Source organism: Ruegeria sp. AB7 (genome assembly GCF_056542625.1).
The window spans coordinates 713,165-729,425 of the sequence record NZ_JBQGAC010000001.1; the positions used below are offsets into that span (position 1 = coordinate 713,165).

The following is a 16,261-nucleotide window of genomic DNA, read 5'->3' on the forward strand; positions in this document are numbered from 1 at the left end:
GGGTTTGGGGGCTGGCCCCCAATCCGCGACTACTTCGCAACCGGAGCCCGCTTGGTAAGCCCCAGCTTCTCACGTACTTCCTGCGGCCCGATCACCCGCGCGCCCATGTTTTCGATGATGCTGCCTGCACGCTCGACCAACTGCCAGTTTTCGGCCAGAACACCCTTTTCCAGCCACAGGTTGTCCTCCAGCCCAACGCGCACATTACCGCCCGCCAGAACCGAGGCCGCGACATACGCCATCTCATTGCGCCCCAGCGAAAACGCGCTGAACGTCCAGTCCTCCGGCACATTGTTCACCATCGCCATAAAGGTGTTGAGATCATCCGGAGCCCCCCACGGCACCCCCATACATAGCTGGACCAGAGCGTTCGGTTCCAGAACACCCTCTTTCACCAGCTGCTTGGCGAACCACAGATGGCCGGTGTCGAAGGCCTCGATCTCGGGCTTCACACCCAGATCGGTCATCATCTGCCCCATCGCCCGCAAGGCGCCGGGCGTATTGGTCATCACATAGTCGGCCTCGGCAAAGTTCATCGTGCCACAATCCAGAGTACAGATTTCAGGCAAGCACTCCGCTACATGTGCAACACGTTCAGAGGCACCAACCAGATCGGTTCCGGCCTCTGCCAAAGGCAGCGGATTTTCGATCCCGCCGAACACCATGTCTCCGCCCATGCCCGCCGTCAGGTTCAGAACCGCGTCTACTTCGGCATCGCGAATGCGGTCCGTGACTTCACGGTACAGCGCCAGATCGCGTGAAGGCGCACCGGTCTCGGGGTCGCGCACATGGCAGTGCACCACGGCCGCACCGGCTTTCGCTGCAGCAATTGCACTATCGGCAATCTGCTTCGGCGAACGCGGCACATGTGGGCTGCGATCCTGTGTCCCGCCCGAGCCGGTGACGGCACAGGTGATAAAGACTTCGCGGTTCATTTCCAAAGGCATGGCGTTATCCCCAGCTTATACCCGGTTTTACCGTGGGTTTTCCCCAGGCTTCTCCCCGGATTCCGATTTGCGTCAACGCCAACTCTGACGCAGCCTTGAGGGAACCACTTAGCAAAATGCGAATCAGACTTGATGAAATCCGCAAAAAACATACTGCAGCCCGAACATCGCGCCCTGAAAACGGCGGTGCTGGTGCTGGACGAATGCAACACACTCAGCTTCGCGGCCGCCGTCGATCCGATGCGTGCTGCCAACCGACTGGCGGATCGGCCCGCTTTTGATTGGGACTACGTCACGGCAACCGCAGAACCCGCGTTGCTGACCAGCGCTCTGAATGTGCAGGGCATTCCCCTGGCCCGGTTGCAGGGCTGCGATCTGTTGATCGTAGTTGCCGGATTCCAATTGGCCCGTCATGCGACGCCCAGCCTGCTCGCCGGGCTCCGCAGGATCGCGGCCACCGGTGCAACAATCGCCGGGATAGATGGCGGCCCCTGGTTACTGGCTGAGGCTGGATTGCTCGACGGTCACGCGGCGACGACCCATTGGGAGGATTTGGAGAACTTCGCTGCGCGCTTTCCCAATGTCGATGTGCGCCCTGACCGATTTACCGTCTCCGATACACGCCTAACCTCCGGCGGTGCCGTCCCGGCGATCGATATGATGCTCCATATTATTGCTGCACGTCATGGCGCGGGCTTTGCCGCCCGCGTGTCCGGGCTATTCCTCTATGAAGGTGCGTCTCAGCCCTCAAAACCACAAAGCCGCACCGGTGCGCCGCACCGTCACACCGCGCTCACTGCCAAAGCCAACTCATTGATGGAATCCTCACTGGACGACCCCCTGTCCCTTGCGCACATCGCCGATAGACTCGGCACTAGTACGCGCACCCTGCAGCAGCAGTTCCGCCTGCGCCTGAATACAACTCCACAGGATCATTACCTGCAACTCAGACTGGCCGAGGCCCGCCGTCTGGTTACCGATACCGACCTGCCGCTGATGGACGTGGCGCTGGCCACCGGCTTCGCCTCGCAATCCAGCTTCGCGCGCGCGTTCCGAACCGCCCACGGCCTCACGGCTCGCGACCTCAGGCAAGACCGTACGCAACCCACCCATCACTGACGCGATCCAACTTCATCTGGCCTAAAATACCTCGGGGGAGTCGCCAAAGGCGACGGGGGCAGAGCCCCCATCCCTTCAATATGGCATCGGAAACGCCCGGTGCGCCGCACTGATCTCGGCCATCACTTCGGACGACAGCTTCAAATCCTTACCCGCCAGAATATGTTCTAGCTGCGCTACATTTGTCGCGCCAAAGATGGTTGAGGCCATGAAAGGACGGCTGCAACACCACGCCAGTGACATGTGGATCGGGTCCAGCCCATGCCGCGCGGCAACATCCAGATAAGCAGCCACGGCATCAAAAACGCGATCTGTTTTACGCCCGCCCATATTCGGCACCAGCGCCATGCGTGATCCTTCTGGAACAGCACCCCCTTGATATTTCCCAGTCAGGAAACCTGCCGCCAACGGTGAGAATGATAGTAACCCGACATCTTCCAGAAGACACAATTCAGCCAGGTCGGTATCGAATAACCGGCAGAGCAAAGAATATTCGTTCTGGATCGACGCGACCCGAGGTCCACTAACCTCATCCGATGCCCGCAACCACTGAGCGGTACCCCAAGCGCTTTCATTCGACAGACCAAAGGCACGGATATTGCCCTTGTCCACCTGCGCCTGCAGAGCGATCAGGCTTTCGCGCATCTCGTCCATAATCTCGTCACGGTTGTGACCCAAGGGCGCATAGTCCCAGTTCTGTCGGAACATGTAGCTGCCACGATTTGGCCAGTGGAACTGATAGAGATCTATGCAATCAGTCTGTAGACGACGCAGTGAACCCTCTATCGCCTCAGGTATGGTCTCTTTCGAGATTGGGGCGCCATTGCGCGCATGCACGAACCCTTCACCGGAGTGTTTCGTGGCCAGCACATAGTCCCCTCGACGCGAACGATTGGCGGCATTCCAATTGCCAATTATTTCCTCGGTCCGCCCGACCGTCTCTGCCGAGATCGGGTTCACCGGATACATCTCAGCCGCGTCGACAAAGTTGATCCCACCCGCAAGCGCCATGTCCATCTGGCGGTGCGCCTCAGTTTCCGAGGTCTGAGTACCAAAGGTCATTGTCCCAAGACATAAATCCGACACCATGATCCCGGTGCGGCCCAAAGGCTTCATATCCATTTGAAATCCCCTAAAATATATTTGTGGCTGATCAAGCCTCAGCCTTTTTCTCCCATCGTCCGGATTCCTCGGACCAATACTGTGCCGAACACCCCGCCCCGGTCAGAGCCTTCCACTGCCCGCGCGCATGTTGAACCGCCTCCGGATCATTCCCGTCGAACAGAATGCAGACACGCTCCATGGTCGAAACTTCCTCCGCCTCAACCGTTGCCCCATCGACAGCCATTACACAGGTCGCGCCATTTGCTGCCCCTTGGCCGGTCGTCAGCAGAACGGGCTGTGCCGCGTCGTGCGGGCCACCTTCGCGGCCATGCGGCAGGAACCCGTCCTCAGGTCCCAGCCACAATTTCTCATCCAGCCAGTCCATGCGCGCAGGGTCGACACCCCGCACGGCAATCCGCCATCCGGCCTGCCGTGCCTTGTCGAGCAGCACAGGCAATGTGTGCTCCAACGGCTGACGAGTCAGGTGGTAGAAATAGACGGCACCCATGCGCTTACTCGAAATTGTCCTGCACGAACCGGCTTAGCGCGCGGACGCCCCAGCCCGTGGCCCCTTTCGGTGCATAAGCGGTCTCGGAAGAGACAGAGGCCACACCTGCGATATCCAAGTGAATCCACGGCGTCTCTTCCTTGACGAAACGCTGCAGGAACTGCGCTGCGGTGATCGAACCTGCGGGCCGCCCGCCCACGTTCTTCATATCCGCAATGCGCGATTTAAGCTGTTTGTCGTAGCCTTCACCCAAGGGCAGCCGCCATGCGCCCTCGTCCTCGGCCTTGGCCGACTTCAGGAAGGCGTCGCAGAAGGTGTCATTGTTTGAAAACACACCGGCATTCTCATGCCCAAGACCAATGATGACCGCGCCCGTCAGAGTGGCCAGATCGATCATGCCCACCGGCTGGAACCGATCCTGCGCGTACCACATGACGTCACACAGAACCAAACGACCCTCGGCATCGGTGTTGATGATCTCGACAGTGTCGCCTTTCATCGAAGTGACCACATCGCCCGGGCGAGAGGCATTGCCCGAGGGCATGTTTTCGACCAACCCGACCAGCCCAACGACATTGGCCTTTGCCTTGCGCTTGGCCAGCGCTCGCATGGTTCCGGCAACAACACCCGCGCCGCCCATGTCCATGGTCATGTCTTCCATGCCTCCGGCCGGCTTCAGCGAGATACCGCCGGTATCGAACACGACGCCTTTGCCGACCAAGGCCAGCGGCGCGTCATCCTTGTCGCCGCCGTCCCATTGCATCACCACAACTTTCGAGGGGCTGACCGAGCCCTGCCCGACGCTCAGCAGTGTACGCATGCCCAGTTCGGCCAGCTTGTCCTCTTCCAGAACCTCGACCTTCAGGCCCAGCGATTCCATCTCGACCAATCTGTCCGCGAACTCAGTTGTCGTCAGCACATTCGCGGGTTCATTTGTCAGATCTCGTGTCATGCGCACACCGTCTGCGACGGCATAGAGCGGCGCAAAGTCAGCTTCGGCCTCCTCCGGCTTGGAGTGACCGATGGTGATCTCACCCGCCGGGTCTGAGTCCTTGGATTTGTGGACATCGAAATCGTAGGCCCGCAGTACCATGCCCAAGGCTACCTCTTCGATACGCGCGTGATTGGCGGCCATGACCAGCACGGGTTTGCCCGCTGCAGCTTTCGCCAGATTGGCCCCGGCCTTGCGTGCCTCGTCAGAGTCGGGGCGACGCGGCAACACCAGAATATCCAGCGCCTCGGCCACCATTCCGGCAGGCCAGGCCAACGAAATAACATTACCCGATTTGACCTTGCTGAACCGCTCGCTTTCGACCAGCCGCGCAACCGCGCCTTTGGTCAGGCGATTGGCTCGACGCGCGGCGGGGCTCATCTTGCCATCGGCGGGAATGAGAATGGCCACGCGCCCTTCGGTTTGCGCTATCGCATCAAGGTCAAAGGGGGTGAATCGGACGGGCACAAGACTGCTCATATCATTCTCCTGAAAAATGCGTTGCCCAAGACCTAGCCCGCGCAGCCACCGTTGACCAGATAGCAGTTTTCCCCGCCGGGCAATTGCATTATGGTCGCGCGAAAATAACGGCAGGCTCGGGGGAGAGAACGTGACACCAATCGGCAGTTACAGGCCGTCGCGCATGATTCCATGCCCGATTGTGATTCTTGGATGCCGGGGTTTGACGGGGATGCCCAAGTGATCCTCGACCGCTATTTTGCCCGCCGCTTTATTCAAAGCTTTCTTGTAATCGGCGGTATTTTTCTGACCTTGATGATCCTGATCGATCTGATCGAACAGGTGCGGCGGTTCGATGGTGTTGACCTATCCTTTGGCCAGTTGCTGCAACTGACGTTGCTGAACACACCGGCCGCGATCAGCGAGATGTTGCCCCTGCTGATGATCCTGGCCACCATCGCGCTGTTTGTCGGCCTCGCCCGCAGCTCCGAACTGGTGGTGACCCGCGCAATCGGGAGATCCGGTATCCGAGCCCTGCTGGCGCCCGTGTTGCTTGCGCTGACCATCGGCGCACTTGCTGTTACTATGCTGAATCCCATCGCGGCCGCGACGTCGGAAGAGTTCCAACGCTTGTCTGATGGTTATCGCAACCAGGGTGGTTCAGCCCTGTCCATCAGCCGCGAGGGGTTGTGGTTGCGCCAGAGCTCTGCCAACGGTCAGTCGGTGATTCACGCAACCGGCACTGTCAATGGCGACCGGTTTGCCCTGCAGAACGTGACCATCACAACGTTCTCATCCGACGGCAAGCCGAACCAGCAAATCTCGGCCCAGCAAGCTGATCTGGAGGATGGATTCTGGACCTTGCATCAGGCCAAAATCTGGCCCATTCAGGACGACCTCAATCCCGAAGCAAATGCCACCAGCCATGAGATCCTGAACCTCCCCACAACGCTGACCAGAGACCGGATTCTGGACACTCTTGGGCAAAAGGATTCGGTTTCGGTCTATGATCTGCCCCAGTTGATTCGTGATCTGGGCGAAGCGGGATTTTCAACCAAGCAATATGAGGTCTGGCTGCAGGTACAACTTGCGCGACCCCTGTTTCTGGTTTCGATGGTTCTGATCGGGGCCGCCTTCACAATGCGCCATGTCCGGTTCGGCGGCACCGGCATCGCCGTGCTGACCGCCGTATTGCTGGGGTTCGGTATCTACTTCATCCGGAATTTCGCCCAAATCCTTGGCGAAAACGGGCAATTACCTATTCTGGTCTCGGCTTGGGCCCCACCCTTTGCGGGCATTCTACTGTCTCTGGGCCTGTTGCTCCATGCGGAGGATGGCTGATGCGCTCCGTCCTGTCTTTGTTGCTGTCGAGCGCACTGATCCTCTCGCTGCCAGCAGCAGTTGCCGCACAGTCCGAACCAGAAGGTGCCTCCAGCGAGGTTGACGCGACTGAACAGAATCAACCCGCGCTACTGGTGGCCGATGAGATATTCATTACCCCGGATCGCAAACTGGTCGCAGAGGGGAATGTCGAGGCCTTCCAAGGCGACGTCAAACTGACAGCGCAAAGCGTCACCTATGATCGCGAAACCGGCGAGCTGACCCTGACCGGCCCAATCCGGATCGATCAAGGCGGAAACAGCACATTGCTGGCCGATTCCGCGCAGTTGGACAGCGGGATACAAAATGGCCTTTTGATGGGCGCGCGTATGGTCTTTGACCAGCAAGTGCAGATCGCCTCAGTTCAGGCCACCCGTGCGGCAGGTCGCTATACGCAATTCAGCAAGGTCGCTGCAACGTCATGTCATGTCTGCGCGAATGGCAGACCCCCGATCTGGCAAATTCGCGCCCGGAAAGTGACCCATGACCAGCTTGAACGGCAGCTCTATTTCGAAGGCGCACAGTTCCGAATACTCGATGTCCCGGTCTTCTACTTTCCCACGTTGCGCCTACCCGACCCGACACTTGAGCGGGCGACCGGCTTTCTCGTGCCGTCGATCCGCACCACTTCGCAACTGGGCACTGGCGTTCAGGTGCCGTATTTCTTCAAGATCGGAGATCACAAGGACCTGACTCTGACGCCCTATCTGTCGTCCAAGACCCGCACACTTGGGTTTCGTTACCGGCAGGCATTCAAACGCGGGCGCATTCGGCTGCGAGGCTCTTATACACGCGACGACCTGCAGCCCGGTCAAGACCGGGGGTATTTCTTTGCCGATGGCCGGTTCGGTCTTGGAAATGACTACCGGCTGACATTCGATATCAAAACAACTTCGGATGACTCGTATCTGGCAGATTACGGCTTGCCCGATTTTGACCGCCTGCGTAGCGAAATTGCACTTGAGCGGATCAAGCGTGATACGGCGTTCAGAACCAGCTTCATCCACTACAAGTCCCTTCGGGATAGCGAAAATCAGGATGAAATCCCATCGCGTGTCTTCGACATCAACTATCGAAAGCGATTCTTCCCCAGCACCTTAGGGGGTGAAGTTGAACTAAGCCTCGATGGTCACACCCACACGCGAACCAGTGACGAAGATATTATTGGTCGCGACGTCGCCAGGGCAACATTCGATGCGGAATGGCTGCGCAACTGGACCTTTGCGACCGGATTACGTGCAGAGGCATTGGTGGGCGCGTCAGTGGATACGTTCAATATCCGCAATGACAGCGAGTTTCCGAACAATGTAACCCGCTCGACCCCGCGCGCAGCTTTTACGCTGCGCTACCCCATGCTGCGCCGCGAGCAGTCCGGTGCAACACAAATCCTTGAGCCAATCGCGCAAATTGGTTGGACGCATGTTTCGAACAATGACGTTCCCAACGATGAAAGTACCTTTCAGGAACTCGATCAGGGCAATCTTTTGTCCCTTTCGCGCTTTCCGGCCCCCGACCGCCGCGAAGACGGTGCAACCGCCGTTGTGGGCCTGAACTGGTCTCGGTACAATGCTGACGGCTGGCGGGCGCTGGCGACAATCGGACAGGTCTTCCGGTCCGATGCGGATCCGGATTTCACGCTCACATCGGGGCTGCAGGGTACCAAGTCCGACATTCTGCTTGCCGGGCAATTGAATAACGGCAAGGGGCTGACATTGGCCGCGCGTGGGCTTTTAAACAGCGATTTCAGTTTTACCAAAGCTGAAATTCGTGCAGGCTGGTCTAATGGAGATACGGCAATCTCCGGCGGGTACATCTGGCTCGAACCTGATCCTGCTGAAGCAAATAATGATGAAATCTCGGAACTACGGGTCGGTGGCCGCTACCGCGTAGACCAAAATTGGCTAACCCTTGCCAGCGCACGCTATGATTTCAGCGAATCCGAACCACTCCGCCTTGGGTTCGGCGTGACCTACGAAAATGAGTGTGTGCAGGTAAATGTGAACGTCAACAGACGCTTTACCTCCACATCAAGTATTGAGCCTTCGACAGAATTCGGCTTTACCGTTGCCCTGACAGGGTATTCCGTCGAAGGCGATGGACAGAAGTTTAAGAGAAGATGCAGTTGATCTCAGGTTTCACAAAATCTCTCCGCTCTGGCTGCCGTAGATCGGTGCTGCCGGTGCTGGCTGCCGCGCTTGTTGCAATGGCCACACCACAGGTCCAGGCTCAAAGCCTGTTCTCGCCTGCAATCCGGGTCAATCAGGACATTGTCACCTGGTATGAACTTCAACAACGTCAGCAGTTTCTCGAACTGCTCGGTGTTCCGGGCAGTTCCGAGCGCGAAGTCCGCGAAGCCTTGATCGAGGATCGTTTGCGCAAACAGGCGATGCGCGATGCCGGCATCGAAGCCGCGCCCGAAGATATCCAGACCGGGATTGATGAATTCGCCTCGCGCGGCAACCTCAGCAGCGAAGAGTTTCTGCAGCTGCTCAACGATGCGGGCGTATCAAAGGAAACCGTCCGGGATTTTGTCGCCGATCAACTGTCCTGGCGCGACTTTGTCAGCACCCGCTTTCTGTCGCAGGCTCGTCCCTCGGAAGATGAGATCAACCGTGCTTTGGGTCAGGGTGGCGGCGGCGGCCTGCAGGTTCTGTTGTCCGAAATTATCATTCCGGTAACACCGCAGACCCTGGCGCAGGCTGAAGCCCTTGCCGATGAAATCTCACAACTTCCCGATCAAGACAGCTTTTCTTCGGCTGCTACGCAATACTCTGCCGCTGCCACACGCGAGAATGGCGGGCGACTGGATTGGCTGTCGCTCAACAACCTGCCTCCGGCCCTGCAACCCGTCATTCTGGGCTTGAAAAACGGTGAGATCACCGACCCACTTTCGCTCCCGAACGCCGTGGCTCTGTTCCAGATGCGCGGCATCCGCGAAGTTGCCGCAGGTGCCCCAACCTATTCCGAGATCGACTACGCGATCTACTACCTTCCCGGTGGCCGCAGCACCGAAACGCTTGCGAAAGCCGAAAAGCTCAAGGAAGAGATCGACACTTGCGATGACCTCTACGGCATAGCCAAAGATCAATCGCCCGACGTGCTGGAACGCCTTACCCAAAGCCCCTCGGCGATTCCACGCGACGTAGCGCTTGAGCTGGCCAAGCTTGATCCAAATGAGGCATCGGCCACGCTGACGCGCAACAACGGGCAGACGCTGATGTTCCTGATGCTGTGCAATCGCACCCGCAACCTGGGCGAAGACACCACCCGTGTGGACGTCGCAAACGCACTGACCCAGCAGCGGTTGCAGGCCCTTGCAAACAGCCTGCTGGAACAGCTGAGGGCCGACGCTGTCATCATCGAACAATGATCGCCCCAATCGCACTAAGCTGCGGTGAGCCCGCCGGGATCGGACCCGAAATCGCAGCCAAAGCTTGGGCAGCCCTGCGCGATACCTGTCCGTTCTTCTACATCGGCGACGCATCACATTTGCCCGATGGAACACCCATTACCCGGATCGCCGACCCGTCAGAGGCCACACCGGCCAGCGCCTCGGCTCTCCCGGTGCTGCATTTCGACTTCCCCGCCCCGAACATGCCCGGCCACCCCGATCCAGCAAACGCACTTTCGGTCATCGATTCTATTGAAAAGGGTGTTGAGCTGGTGAGTTCCGGCGCAGCCTCTTCACTGTGTACCGCGCCGATCCACAAAAAGGCGCTGATCGACGGTGCGGGCTTTGCCTTCCCTGGCCATACCGAATTTCTTGCGGCGTTGGCAGGCCGGTCGCGCGTGGTAATGATGCTGGCCAGCGAACAGCTCCGCGTGGTTCCGGCCACCATCCACATCCCGCTCTCCCAGGTCCCAAGCGCACTCACCCCAGAAGTGCTGCAAGAAACCATCGAGATCACCGCCCAAGGCCTGCGCACCCAATTCGGCATCCCCCACCCTCGCGTCGCCATCGCGGGGCTGAACCCCCATGCTGGCGAAGGCGGGAAAATGGGTACGGAAGAGCTTGACTGGATCGCGCCACTGATCGCAGACCTCAATCCAGTCGATTGCACCGTGACCGGACCCCACCCGGCAGACACTATGTTCCACGCCGCGGCGCGCACGCGATATGATGCCGCGATCGCGATGTATCACGACCAGGCCCTGATCCCGATCAAGACACTGGATTTCGACCGCGGTGTGAACGTAACCTTGGGCCTGCCCTTCGTCCGGACCTCGCCGGATCACGGCACCGCTCTGGACATCGCGGGCCAAAGCAGCGCGACCCCCAACAGCCTGATCGAGGCCCTGAAGCTCGCCCAGCGAATGGCGCAGTCCCGCTAATGCTTCATCTGGCCCCAAATACCTCCGCCGGAGGCAAAAAATCTCTGGCGCTCCCCCTCCATTCCGAACAACGCTAAAGTCATGAGCGCCATCGACTCCCTCCCCCCGCTGCGCGAGGTTATCGCAACTCACCAGCTTTCGGCCCGCAAGTCGCTGGGCCAGAACTTCCTGCTCGACCTCAACTTGACCGCCAAGATCGCGCGGCAGGCGGGTGATCTGACTCAATGCGATATCCTTGAAATCGGCCCAGGCCCCGGAGGTCTGACTCGCGGGCTTCTGTCCGAAGGCGCGCGCAAGGTCGTGGCCGTGGAAAAGGACACCCGCTGCATCGCCGCCCTGAACGACATCGCCGCCGCCTATCCGGGCCAGCTGGAAGTGATCAACGGCGACGCGCTGGAAATCGAGCCGCTGGCCCACCTGACACCTCCGATCCGGGTGGCCGCGAACCTTCCCTACAATGTCGGGACCGAGCTTCTGGTCCGCTGGCTCACCCCGGCCGAATGGCCGCCCTTCTGGCAGAGCCTGACCCTTATGTTTCAACGTGAAGTGGCCGAGCGGATCGTCGCCCAACCCGGCAGCAAGGCCTATGGCCGCCTCGCCATCCTTGCCCAATGGCGGGCCGAAGCGCGCATTGCGATGTCCCTGCCACCCGGAGCCTTCACTCCACCGCCCAAGGTCTCAAGCGCCGTGGTTCACCTGACTGCCCTGCCCGAACCCCGCTATCCCGCTGACGCCGCAACCCTGTCGCGCGTGGTTGCCACAGCCTTCAATCAGCGCCGCAAAATGCTGCGGGCCTCACTGAAAGGGGCAGCGCCAGATATCGAGGACCGCCTGATCGCAGCCGGGATCAAGCCCACAGACCGGGCCGAGCAGATCCCGCTCGAAGCCTTCTGCGCGCTCGCGCGCGAAATTCGCAAACCCTGAACGAAAAAACCCCGGGCCTTTGCCCGGGGTTTTCATTCAATTCATGATCGAAAAGCGCTTATTCAGCTGCCTCGGGTGCGTCGCCTTTGTCAGCGGGTGCTTCCTCAGCCGCAGGGGTGGCAGCCTTTGGCTTCCGGGTGCGCGGGCGGCGCGGCTTTTCCTTACGCTCGGTCGCTTCGGGTTGCTCGGCATCCTTGCTTTCCGGCGTCTCGACCAGCCCTGTATCGGGCGCAGCCGCCTCATTCCCGAAATCCACAACGTCCGGCTGCGGAGCCTCGGCCGGATCGGCCTGACGGGCTGCTTCGCGTTCCTGACGCTCGGCGCGTTCACGATCACGCTCGGCCTGTCGTTCGCGGTTCTGGCGCTCTTGCTCTTCGCGGCGCGCTTCGATCTCGCGCTGCGCTTCGCTTAGCATGCGCAGATAGTGCTCGGCGTGTTGCTGAAAGTTCTCAGCTGCCACGCGGTCATTCGACAGCTGAGCGTCGCGCGCCAATTGGTTGTATTTGTCAATGATCTGCTGCGGTGTGCCACGCACCTTGCCTTCGGGGCCCGAGCTGTCAAAAACCCGGTTTACGACGTTTCCGCCAGAAGGACGATTGCGGTTGTTCTTGGCCCGCGAGCGGGATTTGGAAGATCTCATCTTACTTTACGTCAGCCTTATCAATTCACTGTCGATCAACCCGTATCTAACGCTGCTCAGTGGCTTGTGCCGTTACGCGCTATCGACTTTTTGGGCTTGGCGTCAGGGGTGCGCTGAAACAGCGTCAACCTCGCCGACTAATCCTGAGTAAACATGTCCTGAGCGTTCAGACAAGGGGATTCTCGAAAATGTCGCAGCTTTTTTACATCAATCGGCATTTTTCGGCCTCAGTTTCGCTTAGAAGGCGGCATTCTGGCCCCCACAACACGATCACGCCTGTCCAGATCGGGGATCACCTTTACGCCGGTCAAACCAGCGGAATCAAAAAGGGCAGAAACATAAGCGCCCTGTGTCGGGCCAATTTCAACCAGGATACGCCCGCCGGGCATCAGATAATCCGGGGCCGACGCCGCAATACGGCGATAGGCATCCAGACCGTCGCCCTCATCCGTCAGCGCCATGCGCGGCTCATGCTCGCGCACTTCAGGGGAAAGCGCGTGCATCTCGTCCGCTGAAATATAGGGCGGATTCGAGACAATCAGATCGAACTGACCCTCAATGTTTTCGAACCAGTCAGATTGCCGAATCTCGGCGCGCGCCTGCACCTGATGCAGTACTGCATTGGCGCTGGCCTGCAGACAGGCAGATTCGCTGAGGTCGGCGCCGACGCCCGAGGCACTCGCCCGCTCGGCCAGCAAGGTGATCAGGATACAGCCCGAGCCCACACCCAAATCGAGTACATGGTCAAACGGCTCACTCAGCGCCGCCTCGATCAAAGCCTCGGTTTCGGGGCGTGGATCAAGCACATCGCGGCTGACCCGGAACCGGCGGCCATAGAATTCCCGCTCGCCCAACAGATGCGACACCGGCACACGGATGGCCCGCAGCGAAATCAGCTGGTCATAGCGTTCCGCAATATCGACAGGCAGTTCTTCGGGCGCGATCAGAGTCACCCGGCTGGCCTCGATCCGCGCCGCATGCGCCAGCAACACCCGCGCATCCCGCGCTGGATCAGGCACACCGGCTGCTCGCAAACGTGCGGTTGCAGCGACCATGGCCTGCGCGGCTGTCAGCGCCGAAATCATTGCGCCATTTCGGCCAGAAGCCGAGCCTGATCATCTGCGGTCAGCGCGTCGATCACCTCATCCAGATCGCCCTGCATCACCTGATCCAGCTTATAAAGCGTCAGGTTAATGCGGTGATCCGTCATGCGGCCTTGCGGGAAGTTATACGTCCTAATCCGTTCCGACCGGTCACCTGAACCGACCTGACTGGCGCGATCCGCCGAGCGTTCGCTGTCGATCCGCTGCCGTTCAAGATCATAAAGGCGCGTTTTCAGCACCTGCATCGCTATCTCACGGTTTCGGTGCTGGGATTTCTCGGAACTGGTCACCACGATACCGCTGGGCAAGTGAGTAATCCGCACAGCCGAATCCGTCGTGTTCACGTGCTGCCCCCCCGCGCCCGAGCTGCGCATCGTGTCAATACGGATGTCATTGGCATCGATCTGAATGTCCACATCCTCGGCCTCTGGCAAAACCGCCACCGTCGCCGCCGAGGTATGAATGCGCCCACCGCTTTCGGTTTCGGGCACGCGCTGCACGCGATGCACGCCGGATTCGTACTTCATCCGCGCAAAGACATTGTCGCCCTTGATGTGTGCCACCACCTCTTTGATCCCACCAAGATCAGACGCTTGTTCCTCGATGATCTCGAACTGCCAGCCCCGCGCTTCGGCATAGCGTTGATACATGCGCAGCAGGTCTCCGGCGAACAGCGCGGCCTCATCCCCGCCGGTGCCGGGGCGTATTTCCAGCATTGCCGGGCGCGCATCAGCCGCGTCTTTGGGCAACAGCGCCAGCTGCAAGGCATGCTCCGCCTCGGGGATACGCGCCTGCAGTTCTGGAATTTCCTCTTCGGCCAGCTCTTTCATGTCCGGGTCGGACAGCATTGCCTCGGCCTCGGCCAGATCAGAAACCAGCTGACGCCACGCCATGATCTGATCGACCACCGGCTTGAGGTCGGAATATTCCTTTGCCAAAGCTGCAATATCCCCGCCAGAGGCACCATCCGCCATGGCCGCTTCGAGGTATTGGAATCGCTGAGTTATCTGTTCAAGGCGTTCTTCGGGGATCATCCGCGCGGTGTCTATCATCCAGAGGCTTTGGTCAAGGCCCTGCCTTGTGCTAGGCTTGGGCCATGAAGCGACTGATCTTAGCCCTGACACTCATTGCGACGCCCGGAATGGCCGATGTTGTTGGCCCCGGAGGCAAAGTGCAAGACTGCTATTGCACCGACAAATCCGGCACCCGCATCGAGTTGGGAGAGATGATATGCCTGCAGGTCGACGGCCGCATGTTCATGGCCCAATGCCAAATGTCACTGAACGTGCCCATGTGGCGCGAGGTGCAAGAGGGCTGTTTGTCGTCAGGGTTGCAGCAAAGCAAGCCATTGGGTGACCCGGTCCCGATTAACGCCGAAATCTTTCCGGCCAAATCTTAATCTTGCATAGATACGCAGCGTATCACCGTCTTGCTGCACGGTGGTGTAGTCGGGAAACCCGAATACCTTGGTACGGGTGATATAGGTGATCATGCCCTCTTCTAGAGATCCGGCCAGAACACTGGTGCGTGGTGTTGCGCGCGCAATTTTATCGAGACGCGCCAGCCCATCAGGACCGGTTTCGACGACTCGAACGACACCACCCTTCAGGTCTCGTTCCGCGTCTTCAGGGGCCACATGCCAGCGCACAGGATCTGAAGGCGCAAGTCTGATATAGGCACCCATTGCAAGGCCCACCGCAATCAACAGCCACAGCACCATTTTCATCTGCCCATTCATTCCCGCTATGCCCTGCTTACTCGGTCAGAGGATGGCGTCGCACCCCTATCGTGACGTCACTCCGGGCAGAATGCACAGCATCTCGAACAGTAGATTGGCTGCGGTCAGTGCCGTATTGCCCGACGGATCATAGGGTGGAGATACTTCGACCAGATCGCAGCCCACCACGTTCATGCCCGCCAGCGCATGGATCAACTGCAGCGCCTGCGGAGTGGTCAGACCTGCGATCTCGGGCGTGCCTGTTCCGGGTGCATAGGCCGGATCGAGGCTGTCGATATCGTAGGTGATATAGACCGGGTGATCGTCAACAGTTTTACGGATCAAAGAGCCGATTTCGGTCAGGTTCTGTTGCCACAGCTCCCACGCCGGGTACTGACGGAACCCCCAACCCTGTGCCTCGGTAAAGTCGCTGGCGGCGTAACCCGAGCCTCGAATGCCGATCTGAAAGGTCTTGTCAGGGACAATCAGCCCTTCCTCATAGGCGCGGCGGAAGACAGTGCCGTGGGTTTCCTTTTCACCGAACATCTCATCATTCACGTCGGCATGGGCGTCCACGTGCACCAGAGCCACAGGCCCGTGCTTGGCTGCCATCGCCCGCAGGATCGGCAAAGTGATCGAGTGATCCCCACCCATCGCCACCGGGATGACACCTTGCGCCAGAATGCCGTCATAGCTTTCCTTGATGATCCTAAGACTATCGGCAAGCGAGAAAGTGTTGATCGCCAGATCGCCGATATCTGCGATCTGCAAATGGTCGAACGGTGCCGCGCCATTGGCCATGTTATAGGGCCGGATCATCGCACTTTCGCTGCGAATCTGCTTGGGTCCGAACCGTGTGCCCGACCGCCACGAAGTGCCGATATCCATCGGAACCCCCAGGATCGCCACATCCAGCCCGTCCAGCGACGACGCCTGTGGCAACCGCATAAACGTGTTCGGCCCCGAAAACCGTGCCAGATCATTGCCGCCAATCGGTTGGTTGTATTGGGTCATGTAATGTCTCCGATCCGGTGCCT

Annotated in this window: 16 protein-coding genes; 7 read left to right on the forward strand and 9 right to left on the reverse strand. The window is 59.4% G+C overall.

The annotated features are described in order from the left end of the window. Nucleotides 1-29: 29 nt before the first annotated feature. On the reverse strand, nucleotides 30-947 hold the full coding sequence (gene bcoG / locus ACR0EN_RS03595; protein WP_170817849.1) for a 3-dehydrocarnitine:acetyl-CoA trimethylamine transferase BcoG: 918 nt from the start codon (nucleotides 945-947) through the stop codon (nucleotides 30-32). A 132-nt stretch (nucleotides 948-1,079) separates the two neighbouring features. Between bcoG and ACR0EN_RS03600 the strand changes: the two genes are divergently transcribed. Further along, nucleotides 1,080-2,066 carry a GlxA family transcriptional regulator gene (locus tag ACR0EN_RS03600; RefSeq protein ID WP_170396763.1) on the forward strand — a complete coding sequence of 329 codons (987 nt, stop codon included), beginning with the start codon at nucleotides 1,080-1,082 and terminating at the stop codon, nucleotides 2,064-2,066. A 75-nt stretch (nucleotides 2,067-2,141) separates the two neighbouring features. Here the strand turns inward: ACR0EN_RS03600 and ACR0EN_RS03605 are convergent, their stop codons facing one another. From ACR0EN_RS03605 to ACR0EN_RS03615, 3 genes are read right to left on the reverse strand one after another with little or no spacing between them, the layout of a single operon-like run. Beyond that, nucleotides 2,142-3,188 (reverse strand): aldo/keto reductase, encoded by a 1,047-nt coding sequence (locus ACR0EN_RS03605; protein ID WP_480585229.1) that lies wholly within the window; start codon nucleotides 3,186-3,188, stop codon nucleotides 2,142-2,144. Nucleotides 3,189-3,219: 31 nt separating this feature from the next. Beyond that, entirely contained in the window at nucleotides 3,220-3,678 is a 459-nt protein-coding gene (locus ACR0EN_RS03610) for a DNA polymerase III subunit chi (protein ID WP_170567077.1), read from the reverse strand. Between the two features lie 4 nt (nucleotides 3,679-3,682). After that, nucleotides 3,683-5,149: a leucyl aminopeptidase gene (locus ACR0EN_RS03615; protein WP_480585232.1), complete on the reverse strand. Its 1,467-nt coding sequence runs from the start codon at nucleotides 5,147-5,149 to the stop codon at nucleotides 3,683-3,685. Nucleotides 5,150-5,368: 219 nt separating this feature from the next. Between ACR0EN_RS03615 and lptG the strand changes: the two genes are divergently transcribed. From lptG to rsmA, 5 genes are all read left to right on the forward strand, one after another. Beyond that, entirely contained in the window at nucleotides 5,369-6,469 is a 1,101-nt protein-coding gene (gene lptG, locus ACR0EN_RS03620) for an LPS export ABC transporter permease LptG (protein ID WP_170596094.1), read from the forward strand. Continuing rightward, a complete protein-coding gene (locus ACR0EN_RS03625) occupies nucleotides 6,469-8,634 on the forward strand; it encodes an LPS assembly protein LptD (RefSeq protein WP_170817851.1) in 2,166 nt (721 codons plus the stop codon). Before lptG ends, ACR0EN_RS03625 begins: the two co-directional genes overlap by 1 nt. Next, complete coding sequence (locus ACR0EN_RS03630) at nucleotides 8,625-9,878, forward strand: peptidylprolyl isomerase (RefSeq protein ID WP_170396753.1); 1,254 nt, start codon at nucleotides 8,625-8,627, stop codon at nucleotides 9,876-9,878. The genes ACR0EN_RS03625 and ACR0EN_RS03630 overlap by 10 nt, the downstream gene beginning before the upstream one ends. Then, nucleotides 9,875-10,840: a 4-hydroxythreonine-4-phosphate dehydrogenase PdxA gene (gene pdxA / locus ACR0EN_RS03635; RefSeq protein ID WP_480585235.1), complete on the forward strand. Its 966-nt coding sequence runs from the start codon at nucleotides 9,875-9,877 to the stop codon at nucleotides 10,838-10,840. Before ACR0EN_RS03630 ends, pdxA begins: the two co-directional genes overlap by 4 nt. 81 nt (nucleotides 10,841-10,921) lie before the next feature. After that, complete coding sequence (gene rsmA, locus ACR0EN_RS03640; protein WP_480585238.1) at nucleotides 10,922-11,764, forward strand: 16S rRNA (adenine(1518)-N(6)/adenine(1519)-N(6))-dimethyltransferase RsmA; 843 nt, start codon at nucleotides 10,922-10,924, stop codon at nucleotides 11,762-11,764. A gap of 58 nt (nucleotides 11,765-11,822) precedes the next feature. On the opposite strand, the gene ACR0EN_RS03645 is transcribed toward rsmA, so the two are convergent. The 3 genes from ACR0EN_RS03645 to prfA all read right to left on the reverse strand — a co-directional run bounded on the left by ACR0EN_RS03645 (nucleotide 11,823) and on the right by prfA (nucleotide 14,541). Beyond that, nucleotides 11,823-12,404, reverse strand: a complete 582-nt coding sequence (locus tag ACR0EN_RS03645) for a DUF4167 domain-containing protein (RefSeq protein ID WP_170509525.1) — start codon at nucleotides 12,402-12,404, stop codon at nucleotides 11,823-11,825. A 227-nt stretch (nucleotides 12,405-12,631) separates the two neighbouring features. After that, nucleotides 12,632-13,489 (reverse strand): peptide chain release factor N(5)-glutamine methyltransferase, encoded by an 858-nt coding sequence (gene prmC, locus ACR0EN_RS03650; RefSeq protein ID WP_480585241.1) that lies wholly within the window; start codon nucleotides 13,487-13,489, stop codon nucleotides 12,632-12,634. Continuing rightward, on the reverse strand, nucleotides 13,486-14,541 hold the full coding sequence (gene prfA / locus ACR0EN_RS03655) for a peptide chain release factor 1 (RefSeq protein WP_170396981.1): 1,056 nt from the start codon (nucleotides 14,539-14,541) through the stop codon (nucleotides 13,486-13,488). Before prfA ends, prmC begins: the two co-directional genes overlap by 4 nt. Before the next feature lie 62 nt (nucleotides 14,542-14,603). Here prfA and ACR0EN_RS03660 point away from each other — a divergent pair, with 62 nt between their 5' ends. Then, nucleotides 14,604-14,906 (forward strand): hypothetical protein, encoded by a 303-nt coding sequence (locus ACR0EN_RS03660; protein ID WP_170406248.1) that lies wholly within the window; start codon nucleotides 14,604-14,606, stop codon nucleotides 14,904-14,906. On the opposite strand, the gene ACR0EN_RS03665 is transcribed toward ACR0EN_RS03660, so the two are convergent. Both ACR0EN_RS03665 and speB read right to left on the reverse strand, forming a co-directional pair. Then, nucleotides 14,832-15,245 carry a DUF1499 domain-containing protein gene (locus ACR0EN_RS03665; protein ID WP_480438606.1) on the reverse strand — a complete coding sequence of 138 codons (414 nt, stop codon included), beginning with the start codon at nucleotides 15,243-15,245 and terminating at the stop codon, nucleotides 14,832-14,834. The genes ACR0EN_RS03660 and ACR0EN_RS03665 overlap by 75 nt on opposite strands. 45 nt (nucleotides 15,246-15,290) lie before the next feature. Next, a complete protein-coding gene (gene speB, locus ACR0EN_RS03670; protein ID WP_170817855.1) occupies nucleotides 15,291-16,238 on the reverse strand; it encodes an agmatinase in 948 nt (315 codons plus the stop codon). Between the last annotated feature and the right edge of the window lie 23 nt (nucleotides 16,239-16,261).

Coding starts and splice junctions, on each gene's coding strand:
- bcoG (WP_170817849.1), bottom strand. CDS start 947: ATGCCTTTGGAAATGAACCGCGAAGTCTTTATCACCTGTGCCGTCACC.
- ACR0EN_RS03600 (WP_170396763.1), top strand. CDS start 1,080: ATGAAATCCGCAAAAAACATACTGCAGCCCGAACATCGCGCCCTGAAA.
- ACR0EN_RS03605 (WP_480585229.1), bottom strand. CDS start 3,188: ATGGATATGAAGCCTTTGGGCCGCACCGGGATCATGGTGTCGGATTTA.
- ACR0EN_RS03610 (WP_170567077.1), bottom strand. CDS start 3,678: ATGGGTGCCGTCTATTTCTACCACCTGACTCGTCAGCCGTTGGAGCAC.
- ACR0EN_RS03615 (WP_480585232.1), bottom strand. CDS start 5,149: ATGAGCAGTCTTGTGCCCGTCCGATTCACCCCCTTTGACCTTGATGCG.
- ACR0EN_RS03625 (WP_170817851.1), top strand. CDS start 6,469: ATGCGCTCCGTCCTGTCTTTGTTGCTGTCGAGCGCACTGATCCTCTCG.
- ACR0EN_RS03630 (WP_170396753.1), top strand. CDS start 8,625: ATGCAGTTGATCTCAGGTTTCACAAAATCTCTCCGCTCTGGCTGCCGT.
- pdxA (WP_480585235.1), top strand. CDS start 9,875: ATGATCGCCCCAATCGCACTAAGCTGCGGTGAGCCCGCCGGGATCGGA.
- rsmA (WP_480585238.1), top strand. CDS start 10,922: ATGAGCGCCATCGACTCCCTCCCCCCGCTGCGCGAGGTTATCGCAACT.
- ACR0EN_RS03645 (WP_170509525.1), bottom strand. CDS start 12,404: ATGAGATCTTCCAAATCCCGCTCGCGGGCCAAGAACAACCGCAATCGT.
- prmC (WP_480585241.1), bottom strand. CDS start 13,489: ATGATTTCGGCGCTGACAGCCGCGCAGGCCATGGTCGCTGCAACCGCA.
- prfA (WP_170396981.1), bottom strand. CDS start 14,541: ATGATCCCCGAAGAACGCCTTGAACAGATAACTCAGCGATTCCAATAC.
- ACR0EN_RS03660 (WP_170406248.1), top strand. CDS start 14,604: ATGAAGCGACTGATCTTAGCCCTGACACTCATTGCGACGCCCGGAATG.
- ACR0EN_RS03665 (WP_480438606.1), bottom strand. CDS start 15,245: ATGAATGGGCAGATGAAAATGGTGCTGTGGCTGTTGATTGCGGTGGGC.
- speB (WP_170817855.1), bottom strand. CDS start 16,238: ATGACCCAATACAACCAACCGATTGGCGGCAATGATCTGGCACGGTTT.